The organism is Streptomyces misionensis (assembly GCF_007896895.1).
Lineage (GTDB): Bacteria > Actinomycetota > Actinomycetes > Streptomycetales > Streptomycetaceae > Streptomyces > Streptomyces misionensis_A.
Map to the genome: position 1 here is coordinate 1 of NZ_VOGW01000078.1, position 13,983 is coordinate 13,983.

A 13,983-nucleotide genomic window follows, 5' to 3' on the forward strand; every position below is an offset into this window, starting at 1 on the left:
GGCTTGCAGGCTGCCGCGTCACCGGGTGATTGTCAGTGGTAGGCGGCAAGATACGCGGTGGGGGGAAGGAGGATGTGATGTCGTTATCGCGTTCTACCGGTACTGGATCCACCGCGTCGCCAAGCGGGTGCCGCTGGTGTGGGATCGAAGCGCGCGGGCATGGTCGGCAGCACGTCACGGGGGTGGGCTGGCACGTCTGGGCGGCTCCGACGCCGCAGCAGCGCAAGGAACGCATGCTGCAGCGACGTGCCGTGAAACCGGTCAGGAAGCCAGGGCCTGAAGGTCGCTGAAGGCGTCCCTCAGCTGTGCGGGGACGTCTTCGCGGGTGGTGAGGGTGGTGACCAGGCCGTAGAGCATGTCGTCCTTGCCGTCGGGGCTGGTGTGCTCCGCCTGTTCCTTGATCATGGTGAGGACACGGGCGCTGAACTTGCCGCCGCGGTGTGCGGCGAAGTCCTCGGCGGTCCACTGCGTGTCTGCGGGGCGCGGCCAGTGCGTGTTGGCGGCTGTGGCCCATTGGGCGTCGGTGAAGAGTTCCTCGAGTTCGTTGAACCCGTCTGCCTCGCCGATCCAGGTGACCTGGGTGTCGGGGTCGAGTCCGGCCTTGATCAGCCTTTCCGTTCTGAAGTGCTTGTTGGTGCGGCTGTCGGCGTCGACCATCAGCATGACGGTGCGGCGGTTCTTGACGAGGTATCCGGCCAGGTGGAGGGCCCCTTCGTTGTTGCCGCAGGCCCACAGGGCAATGCCCGCCGCTTGGAGGGGCAGGCCCTGGGAGAGTCGGAACAGCAGCGGCAGGCACTGCTGTTCCGTAGGGCCTTCGACGGCGAGGAAGCACCGTTCGTGCAGCAGGACGGAGTTGCGCAGTCCTACGGCGGAGGCGATCTGCCCGAGGTGGAAGTCGATCCCCTCGTGGGATTCGTCCATGAGGCGTTCGACGATGGTGCGGCCGCTGTCGCTGAGGCGGAGGTGGACGACGTCGGCGATGTCGACCCCGTCGATGAGGTTCATCGAGTGGGTGGCGACGACGACGCTGACGTGGGGCAGGGCGCACTGTTTGCGGATGATGTCCATGACGGTGCGCTGGTGGCGGTAGTCCAGGTGGGTGTCGGGCTCGTCGTAGACGACGATGGTCTGGGTCGGCTCCGCATGGCCCTCCTCCCCCGCGGCGGCGAGTTCGCTGTTCTCGAGCAGGTTGCTGGTCCATTCCCAGACCGCCAGAGCGATCCGGCGGTTGCTGCCCTGCCCGGAGCGGGTGAGGTCCACCGGCTCGCCGTCGGCCTTGGAGACCTCCAGGGGGGCGCGTTTGAAGCCGCCCTTGAAGGAGACCTCAGGCTTGACCTGCACGCCGACAAACTCCCGGCAGTGCCGGCGGATGTGCTGGCACAGCGAGTCGGCTTCCTTCTCCAAGCGCTGAGTGATCTCCGTTTCGATCTCCCTCACCCGCCCCTGAAGCGTCTCGTCCTCCAGGTAGGTCTCGTAGCAGCTGCTCAGCGCGGTCCGCACCGCGTCATCGGGCTTCTCATCCTTCCCCCCGAAGGACAGCAGCCGCGGCAGACGCTCCTGGAGCTCCTTGGGCAGCGGCTGCCACTGCTCCACCTGCGGCGCGGTGACCGCATAGGCGGTGAGCGCCTGCAACAGGTCGTCTTTCAAAGGGCCGGCCGGGGACAACGAGAACTCTGCGACCAGCTCGGCAAGTTCGCCCTTCAGTAGGCGCGTCAGGTCGTGGAGTCGGCTGTCGGCCGGCCGGGAACCGAAGTACTGCCACTGGGGAGGCTGCCCCTGTTCGGAAATGCGGCGGATCCGCAGAGTTGACGACAATCCGGTGGCAGCCTGTTCCGCGGCGTCGAGGCGGAAGGTCCCTTCGACCCAGGTGCGGGCGCAGCGGCCGCCTACGGATCCTTCCGTCTGCTCGTAGGTACGGTCCTCGTCCGTCAGCCGGTGGATGCCCAGCAGGAAGGCCAGCGCCGTCAGCACGGCGCTCTTCCCTCCGTCGTTGTGGCCGGCCAGGATCGTCGGACTGCTGACCGGGACGTCCTCGATACGGGCCAGGGAACGGAAGCCACAAGCGGAAAAACGGATGAGGTACACAGTCGACGTGCTCCGAATCTCCCCTTCCCCGGCCGGTAGGGGTGACGTGCGGTGTTAGACAGGCAGAAGGGGCGCTCGAGACGCCAGCGCAGACCGTCATACTAGAGGTATCCCTCACAACAACCGCACGTTTTCCGCCCGTTGCACGAGGCCGCCGGGGCGGGCAGCAGAGCTGGCCACCGGAATCGAGTGACGCGTGCGCGGGCCGCCCGACGGCGGACTGAGACGGCAGCGGCATCGGTAGCGAACAGGTCTCACCGATACCTGACCCGGGTCAGCCCTTCGCCAACGCGTCCTGATCGTTGCTCCGTCTATGCGCCTTCCACTGGTTGTGGTGCCAAAAGCACACCCAGTGTTGCAGGCAGGGCGTTGAGGGCCTCCTCAGCCAAGCCCACATGGCGTCACCAGCACCGTCTACGCCCACGTCTGCCCGCCCAGCAAGCCGCCATCACCACCCTCAGCGACGCCCTCCACGCGGATACCGTCTCCGACGGCACAGCTGCCACCCCGTAACGCTGGACCACCTCCGAGAATGCCGGCGGCCCCACGAAATACCTCGTGGGGCCGTCAACGTCCGGCTGCGCGTTGCCGCCAAGTAGTTGCACGGTGGGTCCCTTGACCTCATACCGAGGAACCCACCCACTCTTCCGCCAAGTCCACCTGTGCGAATTCAGCTACTGAGCCTCGCACGCATAGCGGCCGGCCCCTCCGAGCTGCTGAGAGGCCCGCTGTCGACGAGGCGGCACGCTTCGCGGTGGACCTGGTGAGCGAAAACGACGGCGCGATGAACCGGGCGGCTCGTGTTCCGTACGGGGCCGCCCCCGGTGTGCCGTCAGCCGGGCCGTGCGGCGCCCGCGGCCTGCCGGGCCGCGTACCAGCGAGCACGGTCGCTCCCTTGGCGACGGCGTCGTCGACGGGTGTCCGCAGACCTTCGCCCAGGTCGGCGACACTGTCGTCGGCGTCGCCGGGCCGGAGCTGTTCTTGGTGGACGGGACGGTGCCCAGGCCCGAGGCTGCGCTGGGCGCCGTGTTGCACTCGGCGGACATCACCGCGCCAGAAGCCGCCGTCCGTACTCTGTTCTCGCGGCGCATTTCAGCCGACCAGCAGCTTCAGTCGATCGTGACTGACCTCGGTGCGAGCCACTATCGCGGGAACGGCGACCCCGGGCAACAGCAGACGCCACATCCGCATGGTGCGTTCGCTGAGGTCGTCGCGGCCGCTGGCCACGGCGGAGAACATCTGCATGCCTGTGCAGGCCTCGGTGACGAATTCCCCCAGTTCATCCGGTGACACGCCGGCCTGCAGTTCATTGGCGTCCTGGGCGTCGCGCAGGCATTCCGACATGATCATCACCCAGGACTGATAGGGCGTGGCGTCCCGGGTTCCCATGGAGGCCTGCTCTCCTGTCAGGCGTACTGCGGCTCTCAGGAGTGGATCGACCTGGAGCATGTGTGACCACAACAGGGTGATGTCGACCAGGCGTTGGAGTCCTTGTGACTGGAGCCGGGGGACGATCAGGTCCGGCTGCGCGTTCATGACCGCGTGCGCCAGGTCTTCCTTCGAGTCAAAGTGGAAGTACAGCGCTCCCGTGGTCAGCCCGGCCCGTTTGAGGATCAGATTGATGCTCGCGCCCGCATACCCGTACTCGTCGAAGGCCTCGGCCGCTGCCCGCAGGATGGCCCTGCGTGTCTGCATCGCACGCTCTTGTTTCAGCTCCGCCACGATGCCTCTCACTTCCCGAAAACGTAACGTTCTCTATGTTAAGCGACCAGGCATGAGGCTTCAAGTCTCACCATGTGGACGTTTCGCGGATATGGCTTGTGCGGTGGTCGGTCGCCAGCAATTCAGGTCGAGGTTTACCGACATCTCCCTTCCCAAAAAACCGAACATTCTTTATGTTGCTACCTGCGGGCGACCCAACCGGATCCACGGGTCACCTCTGTCCGTTGTTCGTTCCGCACTCCTGAGGGGGGAGACCGCATGCTTACCACGCTGCCCAACACGCCGTCGACGATGACCGACGAGCGGCCGGTGTCCGCGGCCGAGGTGCACAAACTGGACGCGAACGAGGTTCTGCTCACCGACTGGCAGCACATCGGCGCCGATCGCTTCAGCGTCTCCGCACGCTGGCCCGCGCGGCACCGCTTCTACGCGGAGAAGCAGGACCAGCGCGATGCGCTCCTGCTCGTCGAGTGCGTGCGCCAGTCGATCCCGATGCTCTGCCACTCCGCCTACGACACGCCTTTCGGCTTCCGGCAGGCCTGGGAGAACCTGCGCTTCGCCGTCGAGCCCTCGATGCTGGCCCGAAACGGCACCGACCTGGCGATACGGCTCGACATCAGCTGCTCCGACGTTATACGCCGCGGATCGCGCCTCGGGGGCATGACCATGGACGTGCAGGCGTCGTGGCAGGGCGTGCCCGCGGCGATCGTCCGCACCAAGTTCAACAACCAGTCGCCGGTGGTCTATCAGCGTCTGCGGGGGGCGAACGGCGACGTTGCGACGGCCCACGCGGCCGCGCTGGCGCCGGGGCGCCCGGTGTCTTCCGAACTCGTCGGCCGGCACCGTGCCTCGGACGTGGTGCTGGCGCCGGCGCCGGACCATCCCCCATACCACTGGTTCCTGAGGAACGACCTCGCCCACCCGATCCTTTTCGACCACCCGGTCGACCACTCCCCCGGCATGCTGCTCCTCGAAACCGCCCGGCAGGCGGCACTGGCACGGTGTACCCGGGCGGCGACGGTGGTCGGCATGACGACTCGCTTCATCCACTACGCCGAGTTCGACGCACCGTGCCTTGTCAGCACCGCGCCACTGCCGACTGCGGACAGCCGGGACGGGGCCCGGACCGTCCAGGTCACGCTGTCGCAGAACGACCGCGTGCTGTTCACCGCCGACGTGATCACTGCCCGCGTGTAACCCGCCGGGTCACTCGGGGGCCCGGTCCGCAGATCCGTCCCCACCGCTCATGCGGCCCCGGCCACGGTCGGTGACGGGATCTGCGCCTCCGAAGGTCCGGCGCCGTGCCACTGGACCTCGTTCACCGCGTCCGGCACCCGGGCGCCACCGAGGGCGAGACGTACCGACTCGGCCACCGAGACGCCCGCACGGTCCTGCGCCTCCCAGGTGGAGGCACCCAGGTGCGGGGTGCAGACCACCTGTTCCAGATCCAGGAGCGGGGATTTTGTGCAGGGCTCCTCGGCGAAGACGTCCAGGCCAGCCGCTGCCACGTGCCCGTCCAGCAGGGCGTTGTACAGGGCGGCTTCGTCGACGAGGCCACCGCGTGCAACGTTGACCAAGCGAATGCCTCGCTTGGCCTTGGCCAGCTCAGGCGCGCCGATGAGGCCGAGCGTCCGCGGTGTCCGGGGGAGGTGGACGGTGAGGAAGTCGCTGGCTGCCAGGACCTCGTCCAACGACAGCATCTGCACGCCCAGTCGGGCGGCCCACGCGGCGTCGACGTACGGGTCGTAGGCGATCACGTCCATCCCGAACGCCTTCATCCGCTCGGTGACCAGCGTGCCGATGCGACCGAGGCCCAGCACGCCCAGCGTCTTGCGAGCGAGTTCACCGCCGACGTACTTGGACCGGTTCCACTGGCCACTCTTCAGTGCCTGCCCCGCCTGCGGGATGTTGCGAGCCGTGGCGATCAGGAGGCCGCAGGTGAGCTCGGCTGCGCTGACCGCGTTGGCCTGTGCCGCGTTGACCACGAGGACGCCGGCCGCTGTGGCGGCGGGCACGTCGACGTTGTCCAGGCCCACGCCCGCGCGCGCGACGACCTTCAACCGGCTTCCTGCGGCGAGCACTTCGGCGTCCACACGGGTGACCGAGCGGATGAGGACGGCGTCGGCGTCGGCGACGGCAGCGAGGAGCGCGCCGCGGTCGGCGCCGTCACACCGGCGGATCTCGACCTCCGGGCCCAAGGCACCGACGGTGGCCTGCGACAGTTCTTCGGCGATCAGGACGATCGGCCTGCTCATGGGGAGACTCATTCCTTGTCGGGTGCGGGCAGATCCCGCAGTGCGGTGAGGAGTTGGTCGACGGACCGTTCGATCGCGCCCGGGCGGGGGCGGCCGCGCGCGGTGGACTGGGCGGCGAACCGCACTGCCCGGGGCAGTTCGTCCCAGGCGGCCGACGCCACCGCGGCGCGTGCGGGGTCGGTGTTCCCGTCCGCGGCGTCGAGGGCCAGCTTGAAGGTGTGGTGGCGGGCGGCGGCCCACAGATCGTCCACGTACCGGGCGACCGCGGCCGGGTTGGCGCGCAGCACCTCACAGGTGTGGCGCAGGGACATGTCGAGGTCGAGGACCCAGGTTCCGGTGCCGGGCGTTGCGCCGCAGTCGGTGGCGGGCGCCCAGTCGAGCCAGCGGTAGTGGTCGGCCGGCGGAATGGTGGATTCTTCACCGAGGGCGAGCACGTCACGCCGGGCGACCTCTTGCGGCGGCTGGGTCCAGGGCGCGAGGGCGGTGGCGAGTTCCGCGTCGCCGATCCAGCCGAGGTAGGGGCGCTGCATGCCGTTCGGTGTCAGGGCCGAGAAGTGGTCGGCCACCAGCCACTGGCCATCGCGGCGGTCCTCGAGCAGGACCCAGTGCGGGGCATCCGCCAGGCCCTGCGCCGGTGACCAGGGAAGGTGGCGGGTGTTGGCCACCGCGAGGACGCGCCGGTGCTGCAGCAGTGCCAGGTGCAGTGCCTCGCGTGCGGTGGACCAGTCGCGCGTACCGGCGTAGGCGAGCTGGCGACCATCGTCGGTTGTGTCGATCCGCGGGTGGTGGGAGAAGGCCAGCTCGCCCGCGGGGAGGTCGGTGCGGACAGCGAGCCGGACGCCGCGGGCCAGTCGGCGCCGGACCTCGGGGATGTCGGGTGCCAGGCGGGCCAGCAGGTTCGTCGTGTAGCAGCTCAGGTCGGGCATGGTGGTCGGGGCGCCGGTCAGGAACACGTGGCCTCCAGGCCGTCGGCGTCGGATGGGAAGCGGGACAGGGAGAAGGCGCAGCTGAGGGGCGTGTGGGAGCGGTCGCGCAGGCTGATCCAGCGGTATCCGCCCCACTGGCCCTCCCGGCTGCCGGGTGGGACGTCGATCGACCAGGGGCTGCCGGTCAGCCCGGTGCCCGCCGCTTTGACGCAGGCCTCCTGTGCCGTCCAGACCCAGGCCAGTTCGACGCCGCGTCGGTGCTCGGAGAGCGGGATTACGTCCTGGGCATGCCGTCCCAGGCAGCGGTGGAGGAGGCTGTCCGGGACGTGAGGGGCGGGCAGTTGGACATCGACGCCCACGCGCTGGCCGCGGCCGACCGCGACAGCGATCGCCAGGCCGTCGTGCGAGATGCTGATGCCGGTGGCGGGGTCGCCGTCGAGCAGTGGCCGCCCGTTCGCGTCGGCTCGTATCGGCGTCGACGCCCGCTCAGGCACGGTGAGGCGCAGCAAGTGGCGCAGCAGGGAGCGGCCTGCGAGGAATTCGGCGGTGCGTCGGCGGGGCAGGGCAGCCGCGACGGCCCGGTCGTTGGGGTCCGCTGCTTGGCGCAGCCACGGGCCGAGCTGTCCGGTGGCCACCCATACGTCCGGGGCCGCGCGCGTGATGAGGGTCGTCATGCCTGTAGCTCCGCAAGCCACGGATCCGCGTGATCGGCAACGGCGTCCAAGACGAGTTCGGTGACGCCGCCGCCGATGCCGAACACGGCTGCCTCTGCGCGGATCCGCTGGGCTCCGTCGTGCGACAGGCCGTCAGCTCCCTGGAGTTGAGCGCAGACGGCCAGTACGGAGTCGGCGGTCAGGCCGACGGCGGACTTGAGCAGGGCTGCGGCGGCGAGGTCCTGGTGCCGGGTGATCCGCTCGCCGAGCGTTTCGCACAGTGCGTGCAGTTGGCCGACCTGGACGAGACAGGTGGCGAAGCGCTGGCGTACGGAGCTGTTGTGCCATAGCGGGCGCCCGTCCACGTGGCGCCGGGTCAGCCGTTCCTTGGTGTCGGCGAGCACACGGGCGGTCAGGGCGCGGGCCCACAGGCCGCCCGCGAGTCGTTCGGTTCCCATGTGCTGGGCGAAGGCGAGCATGCCGCGCCCTGGGCGGCCGACAAGCAGGTCCGGCGCGAGCCTGACGTCCGTGAACTCGACGTGTCCGGTGGCGGATCCAGCAAGCAGGTCGGTGTCGGCGGGGGTGATCCGGACACCGGGTGCGTCGGCCGGTACGAGCACCCAGGTAAAGCTGGTGAAGTGGCGGCCGGGGCGGTGCCGGGCCAGGACGAGGAACCAGCTGGCCGCGCAGGCGGTGGTGATCCAGCGTTTGCCGCCGCGCAGCACGATCTCGTCCGGGCCGATCGTCATCTCCGTACCCAGGTCGGCGAGGTCCGAGCCGGCCGCCGCACTGTCGGTGGCGGCGAGCGCGAGGGTGTTCGCGCCGGAGAGAACGCTGTGCAGCGCCTCGTGTACAGGGCCGCTCGCGGGTGCGCCTGCGGCCAGGATCGGTAGGGCGCTGGCGGTCTGGACCAGGAGGCTGAGCGTCACGCCGTTGTCGCCGCGGGCGTCGACGGCGGTGAGGAGTTCGGCCAGTCGTCGCGGGGCGACATCTCCCTTGTTGTCGTAGAGCCCCTCGATCAGCCCCGCCGCGCCGCATGTTCGCCACACAAGCGCGGCCGGGGCTTTCTCGGGCAGGTCGGCGAGGGCGGCGGCTGGGTCGGGCGGCGAGGCCGGTGGCCTGGCGGTTGTGGTTGTCGTCCCATCAGTCAAGGCGCACCTCGGAGTCCATCAGGGCAAGTTTGCCGTCCACGAGGTGGAGGCGGTCGTTGCTGTAGTTGAGGGCTGCCGAGCGCAGGTCCCGCAGGCTCTGTTCCAAGCGTGTGGGCGAGTTTTTGAGGTAGCCGTGGCGCATGCCGACGGCGTCCACCAGGTCGTCGACGGCCTGGTAGCACTGTTCGGCGGCGGTGATTTTGAGCCCGTTCAGGAGTAGTTGGATGTGCGGGACGGTGAGGTCCGGGGTCTGCTCGACGGTCTTGCGGGTCTGTTCGAGCAGGGCATGTACGGTGTCGATGCGCTGCCTGGCCCGCGAGAGCCGGGTGAGCAGCAGTTCCGAGCCGAGGTCGGCGCGTCGCCGGTTCTGCGGGGAGCGCAGCAGTTTGACGACGCGGGATAGGGCGCCCGCCGCGGTGCCGAGCCAGCAGGCCGACCAGCCCAGGTGGGCCATGGGGGCAAACACCGTGGTCACGATCGTACGGAAGGTGTCGTGCGCGCCGATCACGTGATGCGGGGGGACGGTACCGGTGAGGCGCAGCCCGACGCTGTGGCTCGACCGCATGCCCAAGGGCTCCCAGTCTCCCGACCGTTCGATCTCCAGTTGGTCGCGATGAGCGTAGACGAGGGAGACATCCTGCGGGGAGGCGCATCCGGGGCTCTGCATGGTGATGAGGAAGCCGTCGGCGTGCTCGCCTCCGGTGACGATCGGTGCGAAGCGGTCGATGGCGAGGCCATCCTGGTGCGCGGTGAGGGCCGTCTGCGAGGTGAGCAGGTGGCCGCCCTTGCCGGACTCGGTGGTGACAGAGGCCAGGTAGTGACGGCCGGCGGCGATTTCAGGCAGCAGTTCGTCGCGCAGCCGGGGGTGAGCAAACCTCACCAGGGCGGCGACCTGCTGGCAGTGCATGACGAAGATCATCGCGACGGACATGTCAACGCGGCCGAGAGCGATGCCCGCACGGATCAGGTCGGCGGATGTGCCGCCGAGACCGCCGTGTCGACGCGGGACGAGCAGGCCGAGCAGGCCGGTGCTGCGCATCTGGTCGAGCGCCTCCACGGGGAAGGTGGCGTCCCGCTCGTGCCGGGCGAGATGTTCGCCGGCCACGGCGGCGACTTCCTCGACCCGGTCGTCGATACTCGGGGCGGCCAGGGCCGGGGCCGCGGTCGACGGTTCGAGGAGGACGGCGGGGGCGCTCATGCCGCCGCCCTGAAGGCGTCGCCCGCGAGGCCGTGCTGGGCGTCGATCGCCGCGGACACGGCTTCCCACAGGCTGCCGGCTGTGGCGAAGGTGGTGTCGTTCATGGCGTCGTCGGGGAGCATCACCTCGAACGTGTCCTCGAGGGCAAAGAGCAGCTCGATGGCCTGCATGGAGTCGAGGCCGTACGTGCGCAGGGGCGCGTCGGGCTCGATCTCCTTGCCGTCGAGGAACTTGAGGAAGGGCACGAGCGCGTCGCTGAATCGAGGGTCCATCACTTCACTCCCAGGGTGGGGCCGGTGTCGGCCGTGACAGTCGTACGGGTCAGGTGGATGCGGGTGACTTCGGGGGCACGGTCGGGGTCGTCGCCGTCGACAACGGCCTCGATCGGCAGCGGGTGGCCGAGGAAGGCGACGAGGCTCGCGCTGAGGCCGTAGGCGCCGACGTTGGGGACGGCCAGGACGTCGCCGGGGCGCAGTTCGGGTAGCTTCGCCGCTCGTGACCAGGTGTCGAGCGGGGTGCACAGCGGCCCGGTGACCAGGGCATCGAGGACGGCGGGGGGCGGTGCGGCGACGTCGGTGGCGTCGAGGGCGAGCCGGGGGTTGAGCGGCGGGAGGCGGCGCAGTCCCGGCATGCCGCCCAGGTGGTTGATGCCGGACTCCAGAACGACGACGTCCTTGCCGTGCGACTGCTTCACGTCGAGGACGGAGGTCAGCAGCACGCCCGCGGTCCCGACCAGGTAGCGGCCGGCCTCGAAGACGATGCGGGTGCCGTCATCGTTGCGGCCTGGCAGTTCCTCGTCGAGCAGTGCGGTGAGGCCGGGGCGCAGCGCGCTGAAGTCGATGCGCTCCCCCGCGCTGGCGAAGGGGGCGCCGAAACCGCCGCCGAGGTCGAACACGCGCAGGCGTACGCCGTGCTCGGTGAGGGCCGCGCGCAGGGATTTCGCGGTGCGCAGGGAGCGCTCGAACTGTCCGAGGAGGTCCTCGGTTTCGGCCAGGTTCGTGCCCATGTACAGGTGCAGGCCGATGATTTCGGCGTGCGGCCGGTCGGCGAACCGGGCCGTCTCGCGCAGCACCCATCGGGTGTCGGCGCCGAACTGCGAGGCCACACCGGTCATCGCCAGGCCCTGGCCGGGCACTGGCTGGTCGTCGTTGATCCGCAGCAGGCACTGGACTCGGATGCCATGGCGCCCGGCGATGCGGTCCATTTGCTCAATGGCGTGCGGGGAGTCCACCGAGAATTGGCGCACTCCGGCGCGCAGCGCCTGGCCGATCTCCTCGTCCCGCTTGCCGGGCCCGCTGTAGAGCACCTCGGTGGCGGGCCAGCCCGCGACGAGGGCGGCTTCGAGTTCACCGCTGGAGCAAACCTCGGGGCTCGCTCCCTGTTCGCGCAGGACGCGCAGGAGGGACGGGTGCGCGTTGGCCTTGAGGGAGTAGTAGACGCCGCTGTCGGCTGGCAGTGCGTCGCGCAGCGCGCTGTGGTTGCGGCGCACTTCAGCCAGGTCGTAGACGTAGGCGGGGGTCGGGATGCGGGACAGCAGGCCCGGCGGCAGCGACAGCGCCGGGGCGACGGTCTCAGCGGGTGCGGACACGGACGGCCTCCTCGGCCAGCGCGGCCAGCGCCTTGCGGTCGACTTTGCCATTCCCGGTGAGCGGGAGCGCATCGACCGGCCGGCAGTGGCTGGGGATCTTGAATTCCTCGATCTGCTCCCGCATGCCGATCAGCACTTCGCTCGGGTCGAGGTCGCTGACGACGAACAGCTGGGCGGGGGCGGAGGGTTGGGGAGGCAGGACGGCTGCGGCGGTGACGCCGGGCACGCGGCGGGCGGCCGCTTCGACCTCGGTGGCGCTGACGCGGAAGCCGCTCTCCTTGTAAATGTCGTCGCGACGCCCGTCGAAGTACAGGAAGCCGTCCTCGTCGATCCATCCATGGTCGCCCGTGTGGAGTTGAGGGAAGAGTCCCTCCACGCGGCGGAAGCGCTGGGCGGTGAGTTCGGGGCGCCGCCAGTAGCCCGCCATCACGTTGGGTCCCCGTACGACGATCTCGCCGATCTCACCGGGAGCGAGGCGGCGGCCGTCGTCGTCCACGACGAAGACCTCGACGCCGGGCAGCGCGCGGCCGCTGGATCCGGGGCGCTCCAGGTCGCCGTCGGGCGGCATGATGGTGGCCCGCTTGCACTCGGTCAATCCGAACATCAGCTGGACGTGCAGGCCAGGCAGGGACGTGCGTAGGGACCGCAGCGTCTGGGCGGGCATGGCCGCGCCGGTGTTGGTCAGCAGCCGCAGCGGCGGTGTGCTCCCGCCGCGGTCGCGGCGCAGTAGCCGGGCCAGCGCCTCGGCCACGGAGGGGACCGCCGCGAGGACGGTCGCACCGGCGCGCACGAGGTTGTTCAGGAGCGCGGGCCCGACCTCGGCGGGGCGTCCGAGCGTGACGTGGGCGCCGGCCAGGGCCGACAGGAACAGCTGGTAGAGCCCGTAGTCGAAGGAGAGCGGGAGCGGGCTGTAGATGACGTCGGCGGGGCGGTAGCCGAGGACGCTCTGGATGGCGCGCGCGGAGAACGTCAGTTGCCGGTGAGTGCTGACGACGGCCTTTGGCAGGGATGTCGTACCGGAGGTGTAGATCAGGCACACGGGATCGACAGCGAGCGGTCCCGGCGGTGTCCTCTCGGGTACGGGACCGTCGGCGAAGGCCGTCTGTGCCAGGGACGCGGTGCTCTGCGTGCGGATGTCACGACGCTGCGCCGCCTCGCGCGCGGCGTCGTCGTCGGTGACGAGGAGCGCCGGTTCACAGTCGTCGAGGACGTGGTCGAGCTGAACGCCGCGTACCTGTTCGTGGAGCAGGGAGAAGGTGATGCCGGCACGCGAGGCGGCGTACACCAGGGCCGGCTGGACGACGGAGCCGGGCGCGCACACGACGAGCCGGTCGCGGCGCTCCAGGCCCTGTTCGAGCAGCCATGCGGCGAGGCGGCGCGATGCGGCGTCGAGCTCCCGGTAGGTCAGGGTCCGGTCGGCGCTGCTCACAGCGGGGGCGTCCGGCCGGGTGGCGACCGCCTCGTCGAGGAGGTCGTGCAGCAGATCGGCGTGGGCGGACATCAGTTCCCTCCGGAGGTGGCTATGAGGGCGTGCGGGGACAGCGGTGCGGCGTGCAGGGCGCTGAGGACGATGCGGCCGACGCCGTCGAGGTGGTGGAGGTTCTCCGGGACGAGGTCGTCGGCGGCGCATTCGACGGACAGCTCCTGTTCGAGGCGTTCGACGATCTCGACGACGCGGAACGACGTGAACCCCGGAAGGTGGGCGAGGGATTCCGCGTCCCGCACTGCGGCGTCGTCGACGCCGAGTACCGCAGCGATGGTGCCGGCCACCCGGTCGCGCAGCGGGCCGGGCACCTCGGCGAAGCCGCTGCCGTCTTGCGCAGGGGCGGGCGCCGTGTCCGCAGCGGCGAACACCTCGTGGTCACGCCTGAGTTGCGTGCGTAGGAGGTCGAAGGCACCGGTGGGTTCGGAGCGGCCACGGGCCACCCGGCGGTAGCCGACATAGACGCTCTCGGCGAGCGCATCCCAGGCGGCGACGTGGGCGTCGCGCACCGCCTCGCCGACGCCGGACGGGCCGTCGAGGAAGCGGGCGTGCAGCCTGCGGGAACGGGCGAGCAGCCAGGTCTCCAGGGTGAGCCGGTCGAAGGCGGCGGCGCGGTCGGGGTGGTCGGCGTACGCGGCCACGTAGGCGTCGACGGCGTTGTCGTCGCCCAGATCGGTTACGGCGGCGGGCGGGGCGGGGCGGCCGGCCCCCCCGGCGGTGGCGGGCCGGCCCCGCGGCCCCGGGCCGCCGACGAAGGGCCCACCGGCAACTACGCCTCCGCCCCCGCCGCCCGCGCCCGGCCCCAGCCCGGCGCCGTGGGGGGGCGGATGACCGTCGGAACGGTCACCGACGCCTACCGCGGGGGGCCCGCCCGCCAGTTCACCGCACCCACCGTGCACCGGGCCTTCTCGGTCCCGTACGG

At 70.2% G+C, this 13,983-nt stretch carries 11 protein-coding genes and 1 pseudogene; 1 reads left to right on the plus strand and 11 read right to left on the minus strand.

Annotated elements, in window-relative coordinates; all coding sequences use genetic code 11:
• Nucleotides 1-261 precede the first annotated feature (261 nt).
• Both FRZ03_RS13760 and FRZ03_RS13765 read right to left on the minus strand, forming a co-directional pair.
• Nucleotides 262-2,085 carry an ATP-dependent nuclease gene (locus FRZ03_RS13760; RefSeq protein ID WP_146465436.1) on the minus strand — a complete coding sequence of 608 codons (1,824 nt, stop codon included), beginning with the start codon at nucleotides 2,083-2,085 and terminating at the stop codon, nucleotides 262-264.
• A gap of 1,092 nt (nucleotides 2,086-3,177) precedes the next feature.
• The gene (locus FRZ03_RS13765; protein ID WP_261399013.1) at nucleotides 3,178-3,807 is read right to left on the minus strand and encodes a ScbR family autoregulator-binding transcription factor; all 630 of its coding nucleotides are present in this window, start codon (nucleotides 3,805-3,807) and stop codon (nucleotides 3,178-3,180) included.
• A 291-nt stretch (nucleotides 3,808-4,098) separates the two neighbouring features.
• Here FRZ03_RS13765 and FRZ03_RS13770 point away from each other — a divergent pair, with 291 nt between their 5' ends.
• Nucleotides 4,099-5,004 carry a ScbA/BarX family gamma-butyrolactone biosynthesis protein gene (locus FRZ03_RS13770; protein WP_186785409.1) on the plus strand — a complete coding sequence of 302 codons (906 nt, stop codon included), beginning with the start codon at nucleotides 4,099-4,101 and terminating at the stop codon, nucleotides 5,002-5,004.
• A gap of 119 nt (nucleotides 5,005-5,123) precedes the next feature.
• Here the strand turns inward: FRZ03_RS13770 and FRZ03_RS13775 are convergent.
• From FRZ03_RS13775 to FRZ03_RS13815, 9 genes and pseudogenes are all read right to left on the minus strand, one after another.
• Nucleotides 5,124-6,062 (minus strand): annotated as a pseudogene (locus FRZ03_RS13775) (NAD(P)-dependent oxidoreductase); the annotation flags it as partial.
• 8 nt (nucleotides 6,063-6,070) lie between these two features.
• Entirely contained in the window at nucleotides 6,071-7,015 is a 945-nt protein-coding gene (locus FRZ03_RS13780) for a hypothetical protein (protein WP_146465439.1), read from the minus strand.
• Nucleotides 7,006-7,662 (minus strand): 4'-phosphopantetheinyl transferase family protein, encoded by a 657-nt coding sequence (locus FRZ03_RS13785; RefSeq protein WP_186785410.1) that lies wholly within the window; start codon nucleotides 7,660-7,662, stop codon nucleotides 7,006-7,008. Before FRZ03_RS13785 ends, FRZ03_RS13780 begins: the two co-directional genes overlap by 10 nt.
• The gene (locus tag FRZ03_RS13790; RefSeq protein ID WP_222443372.1) at nucleotides 7,659-8,792 is read right to left on the minus strand and encodes an acyl-CoA dehydrogenase family protein; all 1,134 of its coding nucleotides are present in this window, start codon (nucleotides 8,790-8,792) and stop codon (nucleotides 7,659-7,661) included. Before FRZ03_RS13790 ends, FRZ03_RS13785 begins: the two co-directional genes overlap by 4 nt.
• Nucleotides 8,785-9,990 (minus strand): acyl-CoA dehydrogenase family protein, encoded by a 1,206-nt coding sequence (locus FRZ03_RS13795; protein WP_146465440.1) that lies wholly within the window; start codon nucleotides 9,988-9,990, stop codon nucleotides 8,785-8,787. The genes FRZ03_RS13790 and FRZ03_RS13795 overlap by 8 nt, the downstream gene beginning before the upstream one ends.
• Nucleotides 9,987-10,262: an acyl carrier protein gene (locus FRZ03_RS13800; RefSeq protein WP_146465441.1), complete on the minus strand. Its 276-nt coding sequence runs from the start codon at nucleotides 10,260-10,262 to the stop codon at nucleotides 9,987-9,989. The genes FRZ03_RS13795 and FRZ03_RS13800 overlap by 4 nt, the downstream gene beginning before the upstream one ends.
• A complete protein-coding gene (locus FRZ03_RS13805; protein WP_222443373.1) occupies nucleotides 10,262-11,578 on the minus strand; it encodes an alanine racemase in 1,317 nt (438 codons plus the stop codon). The genes FRZ03_RS13800 and FRZ03_RS13805 overlap by 1 nt, the downstream gene beginning before the upstream one ends.
• Nucleotides 11,562-13,079 (minus strand): class I adenylate-forming enzyme family protein, encoded by a 1,518-nt coding sequence (locus tag FRZ03_RS13810; protein ID WP_146465442.1) that lies wholly within the window; start codon nucleotides 13,077-13,079, stop codon nucleotides 11,562-11,564. The genes FRZ03_RS13805 and FRZ03_RS13810 overlap by 17 nt, the downstream gene beginning before the upstream one ends.
• On the minus strand, nucleotides 13,079-13,702 hold the full coding sequence (locus FRZ03_RS13815) for an acyl carrier protein (RefSeq protein ID WP_146465443.1): 624 nt from the start codon (nucleotides 13,700-13,702) through the stop codon (nucleotides 13,079-13,081). The genes FRZ03_RS13810 and FRZ03_RS13815 overlap by 1 nt, the downstream gene beginning before the upstream one ends.
• Between the last annotated feature and the right edge of the window lie 281 nt (nucleotides 13,703-13,983).

Coding starts and splice junctions, on each gene's coding strand:
- FRZ03_RS13800 (WP_146465441.1), bottom strand. CDS start 10,262: ATGGACCCTCGATTCAGCGACGCGCTCGTGCCCTTCCTCAAGTTCCTC.
- FRZ03_RS13810 (WP_146465442.1), bottom strand. CDS start 13,079: ATGTCCGCCCACGCCGATCTGCTGCACGACCTCCTCGACGAGGCGGTC.
- FRZ03_RS13795 (WP_146465440.1), bottom strand. CDS start 9,990: ATGAGCGCCCCCGCCGTCCTCCTCGAACCGTCGACCGCGGCCCCGGCC.
- FRZ03_RS13785 (WP_186785410.1), bottom strand. CDS start 7,662: ATGACGACCCTCATCACGCGCGCGGCCCCGGACGTATGGGTGGCCACC.
- FRZ03_RS13770 (WP_186785409.1), top strand. CDS start 4,099: ATGACCGACGAGCGGCCGGTGTCCGCGGCCGAGGTGCACAAACTGGAC.